This window comes from Streptomyces sp. NBC_00091 (genome assembly GCF_026343185.1).
Classification (GTDB): Bacteria; Actinomycetota; Actinomycetes; order Streptomycetales; family Streptomycetaceae; genus Streptomyces.
Window position 1 is genome coordinate 382,366 of record NZ_JAPEMA010000004.1, and the last position, 17,982, is coordinate 400,347.

General features: G+C 75.6%; 11 protein-coding genes. 9 read left to right on the plus strand and 2 right to left on the minus strand.

The window, feature by feature from the left end; all coding sequences use genetic code 11:
- Positions 1-34 precede the first annotated feature (34 nt).
- From OOK34_RS34865 to OOK34_RS34895, 7 genes are all read left to right on the plus strand, one after another.
- A complete protein-coding gene (locus tag OOK34_RS34865) occupies positions 35-5,356 on the plus strand; it encodes a type I polyketide synthase (protein ID WP_267038177.1) in 5,322 nt (1,773 codons plus the stop codon).
- The gene (locus OOK34_RS34870) at positions 5,353-6,726 is read left to right on the plus strand and encodes a hypothetical protein (RefSeq protein ID WP_267038178.1); all 1,374 of its coding nucleotides are present in this window, start codon (positions 5,353-5,355) and stop codon (positions 6,724-6,726) included. The genes OOK34_RS34865 and OOK34_RS34870 overlap by 4 nt, the downstream gene beginning before the upstream one ends.
- Entirely contained in the window at positions 6,719-8,254 is a 1,536-nt protein-coding gene (locus tag OOK34_RS34875) for an acyl-CoA reductase (protein ID WP_267038179.1), read from the plus strand. Before OOK34_RS34870 ends, OOK34_RS34875 begins: the two co-directional genes overlap by 8 nt.
- Complete coding sequence (locus OOK34_RS34880) at positions 8,251-9,273, plus strand: 3-oxoacyl-ACP synthase (RefSeq protein WP_267038180.1); 1,023 nt, start codon at positions 8,251-8,253, stop codon at positions 9,271-9,273. The genes OOK34_RS34875 and OOK34_RS34880 overlap by 4 nt, the downstream gene beginning before the upstream one ends.
- Before the next feature lie 38 nt (positions 9,274-9,311).
- Positions 9,312-10,202 carry an oxidoreductase gene (locus tag OOK34_RS34885; protein WP_267038181.1) on the plus strand — a complete coding sequence of 297 codons (891 nt, stop codon included), beginning with the start codon at positions 9,312-9,314 and terminating at the stop codon, positions 10,200-10,202.
- 32 nt (positions 10,203-10,234) lie between these two features.
- Entirely contained in the window at positions 10,235-11,374 is a 1,140-nt protein-coding gene (locus tag OOK34_RS34890; RefSeq protein ID WP_267038182.1) for an alcohol dehydrogenase catalytic domain-containing protein, read from the plus strand.
- A gap of 68 nt (positions 11,375-11,442) precedes the next feature.
- Positions 11,443-12,597: a PP2C family protein-serine/threonine phosphatase gene (locus OOK34_RS34895; protein ID WP_267038183.1), complete on the plus strand. Its 1,155-nt coding sequence runs from the start codon at positions 11,443-11,445 to the stop codon at positions 12,595-12,597.
- Positions 12,598-12,621: 24 nt separating this feature from the next.
- Here OOK34_RS34895 and OOK34_RS34900 read toward each other — a convergent pair whose 3' ends face one another.
- Positions 12,622-13,467, minus strand: a complete 846-nt coding sequence (locus tag OOK34_RS34900) for an alpha/beta fold hydrolase (RefSeq protein ID WP_267038184.1) — start codon at positions 13,465-13,467, stop codon at positions 12,622-12,624.
- Between the two features lie 65 nt (positions 13,468-13,532).
- Between OOK34_RS34900 and OOK34_RS34905 the strand changes: the two genes are divergently transcribed.
- On the plus strand, positions 13,533-15,581 hold the full coding sequence (locus tag OOK34_RS34905; RefSeq protein ID WP_267038185.1) for a transcriptional regulator: 2,049 nt from the start codon (positions 13,533-13,535) through the stop codon (positions 15,579-15,581).
- 70 nt (positions 15,582-15,651) lie between these two features.
- Entirely contained in the window at positions 15,652-16,602 is a 951-nt protein-coding gene (locus OOK34_RS34910) for a nitronate monooxygenase family protein (protein ID WP_267038186.1), read from the plus strand.
- Between the two features lie 10 nt (positions 16,603-16,612).
- Here the strand turns inward: OOK34_RS34910 and fabV are convergent, their stop codons facing one another.
- On the minus strand, positions 16,613-17,827 hold the full coding sequence (fabV, locus tag OOK34_RS34915) for an enoyl-[acyl-carrier-protein] reductase FabV (RefSeq protein ID WP_267038187.1): 1,215 nt from the start codon (positions 17,825-17,827) through the stop codon (positions 16,613-16,615).
- Positions 17,828-17,982: the final 155 nt, after the last annotated feature.

A 17,982-nucleotide genomic window follows, 5' to 3' on the forward strand; every position in this document is an offset into this window, starting at 1 on the left:
GATGATCATCGAATCCCCCCTCCTTTTCGCGAGGATGTGCGTGCATCTTTCCAGCGGATCAGCCGAATATGTGAACAATCCGATTGCTGTCATTGGAATGGGATTTCGTGCGGCCGGCGGAATTTCCTCGGCAGCCGAACTCTGGGAATTCACCGCGGCCGGCGGCGACGCGTCCGGGGAGGTCCCGCCGGACCGCTGGGAGCCCTACGGACGTCCCGGTACCGAGCCGGCGGAGGTCCTGCGGCGCACCACCTCACGCGGCTCCTTCATGGCCGACATCGCCGGATTCGACGCCGCGTTCTTCGGCGTGTCGGCGCACGAGGCCCGGCAGTTGGACCCGCAGCAGCGCATCACCCTGGAAGTCGCCTGGGAGGCCCTGGAGCACGCCGGCATCCCCCCGCGCTCCCTGGAGGGCACCCACACCGGCGTCTACGTCGGCGTCGGCTCCGACGACTACGGGCGGCGGCTGCTCGAAGACCTGCCGCGCATCGAGGCGTGGACCGGCATCGGCGCCTCGCCCTGCGCCGTCGCCAACCGGGTCTCCTACACCCTGGACCTGCGCGGGGCCAGCCTCAGCGTCGACACCGCCTGCTCCTCCTCGCTCGTCGCGGTCCACCAGGCGTGCCAGGCGCTCCGGCTCGGAGAGGTGCCGCTGGCACTCGCGGGCGGGGTACTGGTCATGTCCGGGCCCGGGCTCACCGTCGTACTGGACGCGGCCGGCGCGATCTCCCGCGACGGCCGCTCCAAGCCCTTCGACGCGGCGGCCGACGGCTACGGCCGGGGCGAGGGCTGCGGAATGGTGGTGCTCAAGCGCCTGGCCGACGCGCACCGCGACGGCGACCGGGTCCTCGCCGTCATCAGGGGCAGCGCCGTGTGCCAGGACGGCCGTACCGACGGCATCATGGCGCCCAGCGCACAGGCCCAGGCAGAGGTGATGCGGCGGGCCTGCGCGGCGGCCGCGATCGACCCCGCGGACATCGACTACGTGGAGGCGCACGGCACCGGCACCCGCGTCGGGGACCCAGTGGAGGCGAGCGCGCTCGCCGAGGTCGTCGGAGCCGGCCGGGGCGCCGGGCACCCCTGCCTGATCGGATCGGTGAAGTCCGGCATCGGGCACCTGGAGGCGGCCGCGGGGATCGCCGGCCTGGTCAGGACCGTGGAGTCGCTGCGCCGCGGGATGCTGCCGGGTCTGCGGACCGTCGACGGGCCGACACCGGCCGTGGACTGGGACGCCTCGGGCCTGCGGCTCGTCACCGCCACCACGCCCTGGCCGCCCGCCCGCGACCGGGTGCGCCGGGCGGGCGTCTCCGGCTACGGCTACGGCGGCACCGTCGCGCACCTCGTGCTGGAGGAGGCCCCGGCGGACGCCGCCACCGGATCCCCCCTCGCCGAGAGCGGCCGCGGGCCCTGGGTGTTCCCGCTGTCCGCCGCCTCGCCCGACGCGCTCCGCACGGCCGCGGCCCGCCTGGCGGACCACCTGGAGCGCCCCGGCAACCGGCCCGGGCCGGACCCGGTCGACGTCGGGCACACCCTGGCCTGCCGCCGCCAGCACCTGCCGTACCGCGCCGCCGTCGTGGCCGCGGGCCGCCCCGCCCTCGCCACCGCGCTGCGCGCCGTGGCCGGGCCGGACCTGCCACCGCCGCCCGCCGCTCCCGCCACGGAGCGCGACGCGGTGTGGATCTACTCCGGGCACGGCTCGCAGTGGCCGGGCATGGGGCGCGAACTCCTCGCGACGCAGCCCGTGTTCGGCCGGGCGCTGGCGGAGATCGACGACATCTGCCGCGAGGAGATGGGGTTCTCGCCCAGCGAGGCACTGCGCGACGGGGCCCTCGGGGCCACCGACCGCATCCAGGTACTGATCTACGCCGTCCAGGTCGGCCTGACGGCCGTGTGGCGGGACACGGGCCTGCGGCCGGCCGCGGTCATCGGCCACTCGGTCGGCGAGATCGCCGCCGCCGTGGCGGCCGGGACGATCACCGCCCGCGAGGGCGCCCGCCTGGTGTGCCGCCGCTCCCGGCTGCTCCGGGAGGTCGTCGGGCACGGCGCCATGGTGATGGTGCCCCTGCCCTTCGAGGAAGCGGAGCGCAGGCTCCGCGCGCGGGCCGACGCCGGGCCAGGCGCCGCCGTGACCGCCGCCATCGCCTCGTCCCCGCACTCGTGCGTGATCTCCGGCGCACCGCACGCCATCGAGACCCTCACCAGGACCTGGCTGGCCGAGGGCCTGCCGGTCCGCCGGATCGACTCCGACGTCGCCTTCCACGGGCCGCAGATGGACCCCTTGTGCCCGGGCCTGGTCGAGGCGGCGGGCTTCCTGTCCCCGACCGCGCCGCGCGTCCCGCTGTACGGCACGGTCCTGGCCGACCCGCGCGACGGCGCCGTGCGCGACGGCGCCTACTGGGCCGCCAATCTGCGGGCCCCCGTCCGGCTCGCCGCCGCGGTGAGCGCCGCCGCGCAGGACGGACACCGGCTGTTCCTGGAGGTCTCCCCGCACCCGGTGGTCTCCCACTCGGTCAACGAGACCCTGGCGGACACCGTCACCGAGGGGCTGTGGGTCGCCCACAGCCTGCGCCGCGACCAGCCCGAAGCCGCCACGCTGCTGGACAACCTCGGGGCGCTGTACGTGCACGGCGCCCGGGTGGACTGGCCGGCGCTGCACCCGGGCGGCCGGCTCACCGATCTGCCGCCCACCGCCTGGCAGCACACCCGCCACTGGGTCGACGCCCCGCCGCAGCCGGCCGCGGGAACCGGCCTCCACGACCGCGAGCGGCACACGCTCCTCGGCGCCCTCGTGGAGGCCCGCACCGGTCCGTCGGCGCGGTTGTGGCTCACCCGCCTGGACCACGCGAGCCGCCCCTACCCGCTCACCCACCCCGTCCAGGGAACCGAGATCGTCCCGGCGGCGGTCCTCCTGAACACCCTCCTGCACGCGGCGCACCCGCCCGGCGCCCGGCCGTTCACCGCCGGCGCGGCGCTGCGCGACGTGCGGCTGCGCATCCCGGTCGGCGTGGACGGCGCCCGCGAGGTGCAGGTCGTGCACCAGGGCGACAGCCTGCGCCTGGCCACCAGGACGCAGGACACCGGCGACTGGCTCACCCACACCACGGCCCGGACCGCGGACCTCGCCCCGGGCGCGGGCGCGGGCGCGGCCCCGGGCACCGCCCGCCCGGGACCGGCCGAGTGCCCCGCCCCGCTCGACACCGCGTACGTCCCCACGCGGCTCGCCGCCCTCGGCGTCGCCGCCATGGGCTTCCCCTGGCGCTTCACCGAGCTCCGCCAAGGACCCGCCGCGCTCTACGGACTGGCCGACGCCGGGCCGGGCGGCCGGGACTCCGCAGGGAGCTGGGCCGGCCTGCTGGACGCCGCGACCTCGATGGCCTCCGTCGCCTTCACCGGGTCCGCGACCCTGCGCATGCCGGCCGCCATCGCCGAGGTCGCCGTATGCGGCACCCCGCCGGCGCGGGCCCACATCCTGGCCCGGGTGACCGGCACCGACACCGTCGACGTGTTCCTGGAGTCCGAGGACGGCTCCGCGACGGCCGTCCTGCGCGGGCTCCGGTTCGGCCTGCTGGAGCCGCCCGCCTCCCACGCGGCGCCGTCGGCCCTGCTGCACCGCACCGTATGGCAGCCGTTCGCCGCCGGGCCTGCCGCCGGGCCCGCCACCGGGGCCCACGGTGACCGGCCCGTCGTCCTCGTCGGCGGTGACCAGCGGCTGCGCGCCGTCCTGGCAGCCGCGATCGGCAGCCGGCTGCGCACGCTCGACGACCCCCGCGAGCTGCCCGCCGACGCGCACCCCACCGTGCTGATCGCCGCTCCCGACGTCCGCGGCGGGGCCGTCGACGGCCGGGCCGCCGAGCGGGCCGCCCTGCTCGTGCTGCGCACCCTGCGCACCCGTACGCCGCACCCGGCGGACCCGGGCGGCCGGCTGTGGTGCCTGACCACCGGAGTACGAGAGGCCGCCGGCGCCGCCGCGCTGCCCCAGGCGCCGCTCTGGGGCCTCGCGCGGATCGCCGCCGAGGAACGGCCCGACGTGTGGGGCGGCCTGGTGGACCTGCCCGCCGAGCCGACCGCGCGGGACGTCGCGACCCTGTGCGCCCTGCTGGAGCGCGAGCACACCGAGGACACCCTGTCGATCCGTCAGGGGCTGGTCGAGACGGCCCGGCTGGCGCCCGCCACCCCCGCGGCCGACGGCGGCGTACGGTGCCGGGCCGACGGCACCTATCTCGTCACCGGCGGGCTGGGCGCCCTCGGCCTGGAGGTCGCCGCCCACCTGGCCGCCCGGGGAGCGCGCCGGCTGATCCTGCTGGGCCGCACCGGCCTGCCCCCGCGCGGGCAGTGGGACACCGTCGCCGATCCGGCCGCCCGCGCCCGGATCGACGCCGTGCGCGCACTGGAGGCCACCGGGGTCACCGTCCGCGTCCTGGCCGGCGATGTCACCGACCCCACCGCGCCCGCTCGCCTGCTCGACACCGACCAGCTCGGCCTGCCGCCCGTACGCGGCGTCGTGCACGCGGCCGGAACCGTCGTCAACCGCAGGCTCGACGCCCTCACCGACGACCAGCTGCGCGCCGTGTTGCGGCCCAAGACGGCGGGAGCCCTGGCCCTGCACCGCCTCTACCCGCCGGGCAGCCTCGACTTCTTCGTGCTGTTCTCCTCCGCCGGCCAGCTCTTCCGGCTCCCGGGCCAGGGCGCCTACGCCGCGGCCAACGCCCATCTGGACGCCCTCGCCGCCCACCGCCGGGCGGCCTCGCCCGGGGACACCTCCCTCTCGCTGGCCTGGACCAGCTGGCGCGGACTGGGCATGTCCACCTCCTCCGACGCCATCGACGCGGAACTCGCCGCCCGCGGCACCGCGGACATCACCGCCGAACAGGCCCTGCGCACCTGGGACATGACCGCGGGCACCGGCGCCGCGCACCTCGCGGTGTTCCGGCTGCTCCCGGCGGACCCGACCGTGACCCGGCCCCCGCTCCTGCGCGACCTCACCGCACCCGCACCCGTACCCGCGCCCGGCCGGTCCGGCGACCGGCCGCGCCCGCCCACCGCGGCCGCCCGCCTGGCCGGCCTCACCGGCGACGGCCTGCGGGCCGCGCTCCTGGCCGAAGTGACCCGAGCGGCCGCCGAGACGCTCGGCACCCGCCCCGAGTCCGTCCCCGCGCACCGCGCGCTGCCCGACCTCGGCATGGACTCCCTGCTCTCGGTCCGGCTCCGGCGCGCCCTGGAGATCCGCATGGGGGTGGCCCTGCCGGCCACCCTCCTGTGGAACAGGCCCAGCACGACGGCGATCACCGACCACCTCACCGACCTGCTCGAGCACGCCCACGAGCCGCAGACCACCTCCATCGGAGCCGCCCCGTGACCACCGCCGCCTTCCCCCGCGACCCGATCGCCCACTTCGGCGCGTCCCGCGAAGCGATGCACGACGGCCCGCCCGCCGAACGGGAGCGGCTGCAACTCGAGGCGCTGCGCGACCGGTTCGCCCAGCTGCGCGGCCGGCTGCCGGCGCTGGACGTCCTCGCCGACGAGGCCGCGCTGTACCAGGTACGCGCGCTCGAGGACATCGCGCCGCTGCTGCTGGCCCACACCGTCTACAAGTCCTACCCCGCCTCCCTGCTGGCCTCCGGCCGCTTCGACCGGCTCACCCGCTGGCTCCAGCGCCTGACCACGCTCGACCTGTCCGGCGTCGACGCCTCCGGCTGCGAGAGCGTCGACTCCTGGCTCGACCTGCTCGACACCACCACCGACCTGCGCGTCGCGCACTCCTCCGGGACCTCCGGCACCCTGTCGTTCCTGCCCCACACCCACCGGCAGTTCGACGACCTGTTCCGGATCGTCGGCCTGGACGTGCTGGCGCCGGACGGCGCTCCCGTGGACGTGGTGTGGCCGTCCTACCGGTACGGCCGCAGCGGCATCGCCCGCTGCGGCCGGGCGATGGCCGAGCGCTACGCCCGTACCGAGGACCGCTTCCACGCCCTGCACCCCGGCCCGATGAGCGCGGACGTGATGTACCTGGCGGGACGGCTGAGGTCCGCCGCTCTGCGCGGGGACCGGGCCCCGGTCGAGGTCCCGCCGTCCCTGTCCGCCCGGCACCGGGAACTGCTGGAGGCACAGCGCCCCGGCGAGGCCATGGCCGCGTACGCCCGCGACCTCGCGGGACGTCTCGCGGGCCGCCGGGTCATCGCCATGAACACCTGGAACCTGCTGTACGCCGTCTCCCGCGCCGGGCTGGCGCAGGGCCTGGAGAACGTCTTCGCGGCCGACTCGGTCGTCATGCCCGGCGGCGGCGCGAAGAACCAGGCCGTACCGGACGACTGGCAGGACACCGTCCGGCGGTTCTTCGGCGTCCCCCGGCTGCGGCACATCTACGCCCTCTCCGAGGTCATGGCCCTCAACGACCTCTGCACGGCGGGCCGTTACCACATCGACCCCTGGGTGGTGCTCTACGTCCTCGACCCCCTCACCGGGCGTCCGCTGCCGCGCACCGGCAAGCAGACCGGCCGCGCGGCCTTCTTCGACCTGATGGCCGAGGTCCACTGGGGCGGCTTCGCCTCCGGCGACCGCGTCAGCGCGGACTACTCGCCCTGCTCCTGCGGCCGGACCACCCCCCACCTCGACCGGCGCATCGAGCGCTACGACACGGACCAGGGCGGCGACGACAAGATCACCTGCGCCGCCGCCCCCGAAGCCCACGCGCAGGCCCTGGACTTCCTGGAGGCCACGCGTGTCTGACCCGTACGACGCCCCGGCGGCCGCCGCCGTCCTGCGCGGCCGGACCGTCACCGGCCCGCCCGTCCGCTTCGCCGCCCGCGACGGCCTCGGCGGATTCCTCAGCCCCGATCCGCACGCCCTGCTGCCGCGCCTGCCGCTGCGCGACCCGCACTCCATGGCCGCCCTGGGCTCCCTGCGCTACCAGGAGATCGAGGACTACCTCGCGGAACTGGGCCCCCTGCTGGATCCCGGCCGCAACGCGCTGATCGCGCAGGCCGTCGAACGGTCCGCGGCCTGGTCGGACCTGACTGCCCCGCTGCTGCGCACCACGTACGCCCATCTCCCCGCGCTCTTCACCCGCGAGGCGGTCCGCGCCGTCGCCGAGCACACCGTGGGCCTCGCGGCGCTCGACGGCTGGAGGCGCGTACCGCAGCCGGACGGCCGCAGCGCCGCCGTCCGCGCGGTGGGCAGCCGCACCGTCCACGTCATCGCCGGCAACAGCCCCCTGATCGCCGCCCTCACGGTGATCCGCAACGCCCTCACCCGGGGCGACGCCATCGTCAAAACACCCTCGAACGACCCGCTCACCGCACCCGCCATCGCCCGCACCGCCGCGGCCATGGCCCCCGGCCACCCGCTCACCGCCCACCTGAGCGTGCTGCACTGGAAGGGCGGCGACACCGCCTTCGAGGAACACCTCTACCACCCCGCGCACGTGGAGAAGATCGTCGCCTGGGGCGGGTTCGCCTCCGTCCGGCACGTCACCCGCTACCTGCGCCCCGGCCTCGAACTCATCGCCCTCGACCCCAAACTCAGCGTCTCCCTCATCGGCCCCGAGGGATTCGCCACCGAGCAGGCCATGGCACTGACCGCCCGGCACGCAGCCGCCGACGTCGCGGCCCTCAACCAGCTCGGCTGCATGAACTCCCGGGTCGTCCACGCCGTCACCGGCACCGACCGCGCCGGCGTCGCCCGGGCCGAGGCCTGGAGCGAGCTCCTCCACCACGAGATCCAGCGCCTGCCCGAGGCGATCAGCACCCCCGCACGCCGCTTCGACCCCGAACTGCGCGGCAGGCTCCAGGCGTTGCGCACCGTCCCCGACTGGTACCGGGTCTTCGGAGGGCGTCAGGACGAGGGCGCGGTCGTCGTCTCGCTCACCGGCGAAGCCGTCGACTTCACCGACCGGCTCTCCGGACGGGTCGTCAACGTCGTTCCCACCGACGACGCGCACACCGCCGTGCGCGGCCTCACCTCGGCGACCCAGACCCTCGGCGTCTACCCCGACACCCTGCGCCTCGCCCTGCGCGACATCGCACCGCTGTACGGGGTGCAGCGCATCGTCGCCCTCGGCTACGCCACCCACTACCGGCCCGAACTGCCGCAGGACGCCATGGAACCGCTGCGCCGCATGATCCGGTGGATCACCGACGAGAGCGCCGACCCCGCGCTGATCTCCCCGGCCGAATGCCTCGGCCCGCTCCCCGCGACCGCCCGGCCCTGCCCGACCGCCCAGCCCCGCGCGACCGCCCCGACCGGCACGCCGCGGTGAGGCTGCCCGCCCCGCTCGCCGTCCGCTCCGCCGCCGTCCACCTCCCCGGCGGCCGGCAGACGGTGGCCGACGCCGTCGCCGCCGGCCGGCTCACCGCCGCCGACGCCTCCCGCAGCGGCTACCGGGCCCTGCCGGTGGCGGCGCCCGGGGAGACCCCCGAATCCCTGGCGGTACGCGCCGCCGAGCAGGCACTGCGCACGGCCCGCACCGATCCCGCCCGGCTCGGCCTGCTCGTGCACACCTGGCTGCACCGGCCCGCCCACGCCTTCTGGTCACCCGCCCACCACATCGCCGCCCGGCTGGGCGCCGAGGCCGCCGTGCCGCTCGCCGTCCACCAGATGAGCAATGGCGCCGCCGCGGCCCTGCACACCGCCGCGGCCTGGCTCACCGCCGACCCCGGCGCGGGCCCCGCCCTGATCACCGCCGCCGACACCTTCCCGTCGCCGGGCTTCGACCGCTGGCGGGGCGACGTACTGCTGTACGGCGACGCGGGCTGCGCCGCCGTCCTGGACGCCGCACCGGACGACCGCACCGCGCTGCGCCTGGTCTCCCTCGCCTCGGCCGCCGTACCCGCCCTGGAGGCCGTGCACCGCGCCGGCCGCCCGGCGGGCAGCCAGGCGCCCCCCACCCCCCGCGACACCCGCCGCACCTTCATCGCCGACCGCGGCGCCGAAGCCTTCACCGCGGCGGTGCGCGACGGCGCCGCACGAGCGGTCACCGCCGCCCTCGCCCACGCCCGCCTGCGCGGGGACGATCCCTCACTGCGCCTGGTGCTGCTGCCCCGCGTCGGCGCCCACACGCTCAAGACCCTCTACGCCCCCGTGCTGGACACCCTGCTGCCCGGCGTCCCCCTCGCCGACCACGGCGCGCACACCGGCCACCTGGGCGCGGGCGACCTGCTGGCCAACCTGGCCGCCCTCACCGCCCCCGACGCCCGGCTGGGCCCCGGAGACCACGCCCTGATCCTCAACGGCGGCGGCGGGTTCACCTGGACCTGCGCCGTGCTCCACCGCCCCTGACCGGCTTCGCCCCACACGTCCGATCCACTGGAGCTGCCATGCCCCTCCCCACGGTCCCTCTCGCCGGACACCACGTCGGCCGCCTCGGCTACGGAGCCATGCAGCTCCCCGGACCGGGCGTGTGGGGTCCGCCCGCCGACCGGAACGCCGCCATCGCGGTCCTGCGCGCCGCGGTGGACCACGGCGTCACCCACATCGACACCGCCGGCTTCTACGGCCCCCACGTCGCCGACGAGCTGCTGCGCGAGGCCCTCCACCCCTACCCCGCCGATCTGCTGATCGCCTCCAAGGTCGGAGTCGTACGCGGCCCCGACCGCTCCTGGCTGCCCGCCGCCTCCCCCTCCGCGCTCGTCGAGCAGGTCCACGACAACCTCCGCCGGCTCGGTCTCGACCGCCTCGACCTCGTCTACCTGCGCGTCGGCGGGGACGGGCTGCTCGACCACGACCCCACCCCCTTCGAGGAATCCTGGGGAACCCTCGCCGACCTGGCCGACAAGGGCGACATCGGGCACCTCGCACTCAGCGGCATCACCCCCGGGCACCTGCCGCGCGCCGAGGACATCGCCCCGGTCGCGGCGGTGCAGAGCCGCTTCAGCCTCTTCGACCGCAGCGGCGCCGCGGTACTCGCCGCCTGCGCCGCGCACGCCTGGGAGCCGCTGCCCTTCGTCCCGTACTTCCCGCTCGGCGGCGCGGGCGCCCAGCGCCGGCACCCGCGGCTCACCGCGATCGCCGACCGCGTCGAGGCGAGCGCCGAGCAGGTCGCGCTCGCCTGGCTGCTCGCCCAGCATCCGGCGATCCTCGCCATCCCGGGCACCCGGGACGCGGCCCACCTCGCGCAGAACATGGCCGCGGACGAGGTGCGCCACCGGCTCACCGGCCTCGACCTGGCCGAACTCGACGCCATCGCCATCGCCACCGCCGACGCCTGACGCCGCCCCCCGCCCCAGAGCCGGAGAAAGCCATGACCACCTCCACCGCCCCGCCCTCGCAAGGCCTCCGCACGCCGGGACATCCCCTGCCCGGGGCCATCCCCGCCACCATCCCCGCCACCATGCTCGCCGCCCGGATCGAGACCTCCACGGGCGCCTTCGGCCTCCACGAGATCCCCGTCCCCCAGCCCGGACCCGGACAGGTCCTCCTCAAGGTCGACGCCGCCGGAGTGTGCCTCACCGACGTCCACGTCCTCGACGGCTCCCTGCGCGCCTTCACCCCCGACGGCGGGCCAGGACACCACATCACCCTCGGCCACGAGATCGCCGGCACCGTGGCCGCGCTCGGCCCCGCGGTCCCCGGCACCTGGAGCCCCGGCGACCGTGTCATGCCCATGTCCCGGCAGCGGTGCGAACGCTGCACCGGCTGCCTTTCCATGAGCGGCCCCTGCACCGGCCTGCGGACCCTCGGCATGGACATCGACGGCGGCTGGGCGCAGTACGTGCTCTGCGCGCACCACGCGCTGGTCGCCGTCCCCGGCGACCTGCCCGCCGAGGCCGCCTCGATCGTCCCGGACGCCGTCACCGTCCCGTTCAGCGCACTGGTCCGCCACGGACGGCTCCGGGCCGGCGAGGCCGTCGGCCTCTGGGGGCTGGGCGGGCTCGGGGCGCACGGGGTGCAGATCGCCCGGGCGGCCGGAGCGGCCCCGCTCGTCGGCTTCGACCCGCTGCCCGGGGCCCGCGCCCGTGCCCTGGACCTGGGCGCCGACCTCGCCCTGGACCCCGCGGACCCGACGGCACCCGCCCAGGTGGAAGCCCTGACCGGCGGCCGGGGACTCGACCTCGCCGTCGACTTCGCCGGCCAGGGCGCGGCGCGCGACCAGGCACAGCGGCTCCTCGGCACGAAGGGCCGCCTCGTCCTGGCGGGCGTGTGCTCCGGCGCCGTCGCGGTCAGCGACTTCGGCCGTTTCCACGACCGCCGGCAGAGCGTTACGGCGTTCCTCGGATACCCCATCACCGATCTGCGCCGGGTCGCGGGCATGGTGGAACTCGGCCGCCTGGACCTGTCCGCCTCCGTGACGGAGGTCTTCGCCCTCGAGGACGCGGCCCGAGCCGTCGACCTCCTGCGCAGCGGGACCACCAGCCCCGTCCGCTACGTGCTGCGCCCCTGACCCACGGCCGCCGCGGCCCCCGGTGAGCGGAGTGGCGGCGGCGCGTGCGGGGGAGGCAGGCTGTACTCATGAGAGCGCCCGTGCGCTCGCCCCCGGGACCGGGAGCCGGCGGTCACCACCAGGTCCTTTTCGCCCTCGCGGAGTGCGTGCCCTTCGCGATCGCGCTGCTGGTGCTCCTCATCGAGCTCACCCCCGCGCACGTCGTGTACACCGGCCCCCTGCTCGTCGCGACGCCCGCCCTGGCGGCGGTGACGATGGGCCCCAAGGGCACGCTCGCGGCGGCGGGGGTGGCCGTCGGCGTCAGCGTCGCCACCGCCACCCACAACCACGCCTGGGGCGGCCAGCAGGTCTACACCAACTTCCTCGCCCTGTTCCTGGTCTCGGTGGCGGGCTTCATGACCAGCCGCGCCGCGCGCACCCGCCGGGAGAACGAGCTCAACCAGGTCCGCCGGATCGCCACGGCCGCCCAGGAGGTCCTGCTGCGGCCCGTACCGGACCGGCTGGGCCCCGTACGGGCCGCCAGCATGTACCTGGCCGCCGAGACGGGCGCGCAGATCGGCGGCGATCTGTACGACGCCGTCCAGACCCGGTACGGGGTGCGGATGATCGTCGGGGACGTCCGGGGCAAGGGACTGCCCGCCGTACGGGCCGCGGCGGTCGTGCTGGGGGCGTTCCGGGAGTCCGTGCACTACGAGGACGACCTGGTGGAGGTCGTCAACCACTGCGGAGAGGCCCTGCGGCGGGACGCCCTCGTCGCGGGCGCGGGCACGGCCGGCGGCGACGACGCCCTCCTGGAGGGGTTCGTCACCGCGCTCGTGGCCCAGATCCCGGACGGCCCCCACGTCGAGGTGATCAACCGGGGCCATCCACCGCCGCTGCTGCTGCACGACGGCACGGTCCGCACCCTGATGCCCACCGTCCCCTTGCCGCCGCTCGGACTCGAGGAGTTCATCAGCGGGCCCCACGGGCGCACGGACAGCTATCCGTTCGCACCGGGGGACCGGCTGCTGCTGCACACCGACGGAGTCATCGAGGCCCGCGACCGGGGCAAGGCCTTCTTCGACCTGCCCGGCGCCATGATGGCCATGCGCGACCACTCGCGCGGGGCGTTCCTGGAGGGCCTGCGCCAGGCACTGCTGCGCCACACCCAGAGCCGCCTGGCGGACGACGTGGCGATCATCCTCGTCGACCGGCACACCGACGAGGGCCCCGGCCCGGCTTGAAGCCCGGGTCCGGGGCACCCGCGGTCAGCAGGCCATCGGGTGACGGGCCAGGAAGCGGGCCATGGCCTTGGCGACCGGCCGGGACCGTTGGATGTGGAGCAGGTGGCCCACTGAGTCGACGACGCACTCCTCGACGTCGGGCACGGTCGAGCGGAGGAACTCGGCGACCTCGACCCACAGCTGTCGGGTCTCGCTTCCCAGCAGGGACAGCACCGGTTGGCGGATCGCCGCGGCGTGCTCGGGGCCGAACCGCCACTCGGCCAGGGCGGGCAGCTCGATCCCGAAGAACGTGTCGGCGTCCTTGACCGCCAGTGCGAAGCCGCCCGGCAGGCGCTCGTCGAGCAGGGTCCGGCAGTGCTCCGGGTCCATGCCGCTGACCAAGGACAGGAACAGTCCGATGGCCCGTTCGGCGTCCCCGGCGGCGTACGCCTCGAACGCCGGGGCCGCCTGCGCGAAGAACGCCTCGCCGGCGGGCACGGACAGCAGGGAGAGCTCCAGCAGGGAAACGGTGGCGACGCGGTCGGGGTGGTCCTGGGCCATCTGGGCGGCGACGGCCGCGCCGCTCGAGTGCCCGGCCGCGTGGACGCGGTCGATGCCGAGGTGGTCGAGCAGCGCGACGGCGTCGGCGACGTGGTCGGCGACCGCGACCGGCCCGGGGGTATGGGTGCTGCCGCCCCAGCCCCGCTTGTGGTAGCGGATGAGCCGGTAGCGCTCGGCGAGTGCCGGTTCGGCTAGGAGCGGGACGAACCCGTCGCAGAGGACCGGGCTGATGAGCAGGACCGGCTCCCCGGTTCCGCGGCTCTCGTATGCGAGCCGGATGCCGTTCACCGTGACGGTGTCCATGATGTCCTCCATGGAGTAGTGGTTCACCATGGAGGCGTAAGCGAGACCCTTACCGCCGTAACCGACTCCCCCCGGAATCGAAGGACGTGTCCGTGGCCCTTGCCCCCGGCGACGGAAACCCACTGGAGCGGGCGCGCGAAGCCGCCGCCCGTGGGGCGTGGGCGGACGCCTACGCCGGCTACCGGGCGGCCCGGGAGGCGGGCGGGCTGGGCCCGGCGGAGCTCGCCGAATTCGCCGACATCGCCTACGCCGCGGGGCACCTCGACGTCACGATCGAGACCTGGGAGCGGCTCCACGCGGAACTGGCCGGGCTCGGCGAGGACAACGCGGCGGCCGGAGCGGCCGTACGGGTCGCCATGCACCTGCTCTTCGACACCGCGCTGATGGCCCCCGTACGAGGGTGGCTGCGCCGCGCCGAACGCCTCCTCGACCCGGCGGCGCAGACCCCCGCACACGCGTGGTTCGCGGCGGTGCGCACCTTCGAGCGCCTCCTCAGCGGCGACCTCGAAGCGGCCCGGGACTGGGCCGGGCGGGCGATCGAGACCGGCTCGCGGACCGATCCGGCGGCAGCGGCGATCGGGCGGGTGGCCCGGGCGCGACTGGTGATCCTCGACGGCGACGTCGAAGGGGGACTGGCGCTCCTCGATGACGCCGGCACGGCGGCGATGGCCGGCGACCTCGACGCGCTGTCGACCGGAGTCGTCTACTGCGAGCTGGTGTGCGCACTGCAGGGCCTGGCCCAGTACGACCTGGCCGAACAGTGGACCGAGGCGATGGAGCGGTGGGCGCGCACGAACGCCATCGGCAGCCTGCACGGCCGGTGCCGGGTGCACCGGGCCGAGATCCTGCGCCTGCGGGGCCAGTGCGCGAGCGCCGAGCGGCAGGTGCTGCTCGCGTGCGAGGAGCTGCGCCCCTACGTGCGGCGCGAGCTGGGCTGGCCGCTGACGGAGCTGGGCCGGATCCGGCTGCGGCGCGGCGACCCGGCCGGCGCCGAAGAGGCGCTGCTCGCCGCCCATCGCCTCGGGTGGGATCCCGAACCGGGGCTCTCGCTCGTCCGGCTCGCCGGCGGTGACGCGGACACGGCGGCCGCCGCGATCCGGGAGGCACTGGCCCGGCCGCTGCCGGTCCCGTCGAAGGAGCTGCCCCCCACCTCCGGGCTGCGGCGGGCACCGCTGCTGGACGCGCAGGTCAGGATCGCCGTCGCCCGCGGCGACCTGGAGACGGCGCGGATCGCGGCCCGCGAGCTCGAGGAGGTCGCCGCCCGCTTCGAGAGCAACGCGCTCACCGCGTCGGCGCTGAGCGCCCGGGGTGAGGTCCTGCTCGCCGAGGGGGACGCGGCCGGCTCGTCCGTGCTCTTCACCGACGCCGTCCGGGCCTGGAGCGAGGTCGGCGCCCCCTACGAGACGGCCGAGTGCCGCCTGCGGCTCGCGGACGCCCGCCGCGCCCTGGGCGACCTCCGGGCCGAGAGCTTCGAGCGGGAGGCGGCGCGTACCGAGCTCGACCGGATCGCCCACGCTCCCGCGGCCGCCGAGCCGGAGCCGGAGCCGGACACGGCCGAGCCGGACACCTTCGTCCGGGAGGGCGATTACTGGAGGGTCGTCTTCGACGGCCGGCGCGTGACCGCACGCGACAGCAAGGGCATGCACCACCTCGCCCGGCTGCTCGCCGCGCCGGGCCGGGAGTTCCACGTCCTCGACCTGGCCGCCGCCGACAGTGCCGACCCCGAGGCCGCCGCCGGGCTCTCCCGCGCCGGAGACGCCGGTCCCCTCCTGGACGACCGCGCCAAGCGGATGTACCGCCGACGGCTCGCCGAGATCGAGGACGACATCGAGGAGGCCCGCGCCGACAACGACATCGGCAGGCGGGAGCAGGCCGAGCTCGAACGCGGATTCCTGATCGAGGAACTCGCCCGGGCCGTCGGGCTCGGCGGGCGCGACCGGCACGCGGGCGCGGCCTCCGAGCGGGCCCGCGCTGCCGTCACCCAGGCCGTACGCAAGGCCATCGGCCGCCTCCGCGAGGCCTCTCCCGCCCTCGGTGACCACCTCGACCGCACGATCCGTACGGGGACCTACTGCGCCTACGCCCCCGATCCGCGCGTTCCCTCCCCGTGGCACTGCCGATCCGTCTCCGGGCGTTCCTGAGTGCGGCCCGGGAGCGCCGGGGACATGATGGAAGGGGACGTCGCGCGGCGAGGACCCTCCGGAGGCGGTCATGCTTTCCACGCCGGTGTGCGGACTGCTCGGTATCGAGGTGCCCGTCGTCTGCGCCCCGTTCGGCCCGTGGGACGAGGTCGACCTGGCGGTGGCGGTGAGCGAGGCGGGCGGCCTGGGCAGCGTGGGCACGGCGGTGCGGGGGCTCGCGGAACTCAAGGCCCAGTGGGCCCGGTTGCGTGATCTGACGGAGCGCCCGTTCGCGATCAACCACACGACCAGGCCGCTCGACGAGGAGGCCTTCGCCGCCACGATCGAGCAGCGGCCCACGGCGATCTCCTTCCACCTCGCCGTGCCCGTGGACCTGATCGCCCGCGCGCACGACGCCGGAATCCTCTGGATCCAGCAGGTGATGGACGCGCGCATGGCGGCCGAGGCGCTCGACGCGGGGGCCGATGTGATCGTCGCGCAGGGCGGCGAGGCGGGCGGTCAGGGCGGCGAGGTCAGCACCCTGGTCCTCGTACCGCAGGTCGTCGACATGGCGGGCGGCACCCCCGTCCTCGCGGCGGGCGGGATCGCGGACGGCCGCGGACTGGCCGCCGCGCTCTGCCTGGGCGCGCAGGGAGTCGTCATGGGGACCCGGTTCCTCGCGTCGACGGAGATGAGCGTGTCCGACGCCTGGAAGCAGCGGATCCTCGACGCCGATGCCACCGACACGGTGAAGGTCCCCCACAGCGAACGCGTCCTGCCGCCCTTCAGCCGGCCGAGCGTCCTCGGCACACCCCGTACGCTGCGCACCCCGCTCGTCGACACCCTGCGCGAGCACCCCGAGGAGGTCGACCCCGCACGGATCGTGCCCCGGCTCCTGGAGGCCATCGGCCGGGGCCGGGGCGACGAGTACCTGCCCTTCACCGGCCAGTCGGCCGCGCTCGTCCACGAGGTCAAGTCCGCGGGCGACATCGTCCGGGAGGTCGTGCACGAGGCGGAGACCATCCTGGGCAGATCCGCGTAGCCCCCGAGGGTCAGGAGCTGGGCGAGTCGGTGGGCCAGGGGACGTCGGTTTCGACGGGGGCGGTGTAGTCGCAGCCGGGGACGGAGAAGCCGTAGAGGCGGCGGACTTCCTCGCTGAACCAGTCGAGGTCGGCGAGCCCGGTGATGGTGTCGCTGGTGGCGGTGGACCAGCGTGCGGCGACGGCGCTCTGCACACCGGGGTCCAGTTCCCAGGTGTCGAGGCGGACCCGTCCCTCGTCGTCGAGGTCGAGGGGGCGGACGCCGGTCAGCTGGTCCCACAGCTCCACCAGTTGACCGATCGGGGCCACCATGGACTCGCCGAGGACGCCGCGCAGCAGCCCGACGTACAGGGCGATGCCGGGGATGGCGGTGGAGGACTGGGTGACGGCGGCGGCGTTGACCGAGGTCACGGCCCGGCCGCCCACGGTCTTGCCGAGTCGCTCGTCCAACGTGCGCGCGGTGGCTTCCAGATGGGACTTCGCGGCGCCGATGGTGCCCTGCCGGTAGATCGCCGCGGTGAGCGGCGAGCCGATGTAGGACAGCGCGGCGGTGGTGAAACCGTCGGCGAGCAGGGACCGGTCGGCCAGGAAGGTGATCCACCGTTCCCAGTCGGCGCCGCCCATCACCGCCACGGTCTGCTCGATGTCGTCGCCCTCGGCCGGCGCGGTGGTGACCTCCTTCACCTCCGGGGCGCCGGAGTCGTCGAAGACCAGGGTCTTGGTGGTGTACGGCGAGCCGATCGGCTTGAGGACCGAGGCGTGCACGTCGCCGGTGTCCGGGTCGGTGCGGCGGGGCGCGGCCACCGAGTAGACCAGGTAGTCGAGCCGTCCCCCGAACCGCTCGGCGAGGAGGTCGGCGACCTGCTCCTTCACCGTGTCGCTGAAGGCGTCGCCGTTGAGGAAGACCATGTCCCGCCCGTGCTGCCGGGCGAGCCGGGCGGTGGCGGCGGTGCGGTACCAGCCGGCCGTGCCGGTGCGCCGCCCGGGCGCCTTCTCGAAGCACACGCCGATGCCACGGATACCGGCACGGGCCAGGCCCGCGATCGTGGCGGCCAGGCCGTACCCGGCGGACGAGCCGATGACCAGAGCCACCGGCCCTTCGCCCCCGGCGGCGACCGGGGCGGGGACGGCCTCCCACATCTCGTCCACCAGCTGCCGGCAGCCGCCGGGGTGGGAGTCGAGGAAGAGGAAGCCCCGGCTCTTGGGCGCGATGACGCGTTCGCTCACGGTGTGGTGCCCCAGGTTTCGTCACGGACAAGGACGCGGCGGCGCCTCGGCCACCCCGTCCCGCAAGTCTGCTGCCGCGCGGACGAACGCGGTGATCTTGCCGGGCACAACGATGCCCGGCCGGGCTTGGAGGGTTCCCACTAGTGCTGCGGCCC

What these genes read in the sequence shown, in the direction of transcription:
- OOK34_RS34895 (WP_267038183.1), top strand. Translation starts at nt 11,443, where the DNA reads ATGAGAGCGCCCGTGCGCTCGCCCCCGGGACCGGGAGCCGGCGGTCAC.
- OOK34_RS34885 (WP_267038181.1), top strand. Translation starts at nt 9,312, where the DNA reads ATGCCCCTCCCCACGGTCCCTCTCGCCGGACACCACGTCGGCCGCCTC.
- OOK34_RS34910 (WP_267038186.1), top strand. Translation starts at nt 15,652, where the DNA reads ATGCTTTCCACGCCGGTGTGCGGACTGCTCGGTATCGAGGTGCCCGTC.
- OOK34_RS34865 (WP_267038177.1), top strand. Translation starts at nt 35, where the DNA reads ATGTGCGTGCATCTTTCCAGCGGATCAGCCGAATATGTGAACAATCCG.
- OOK34_RS34890 (WP_267038182.1), top strand. Translation starts at nt 10,235, where the DNA reads ATGACCACCTCCACCGCCCCGCCCTCGCAAGGCCTCCGCACGCCGGGA.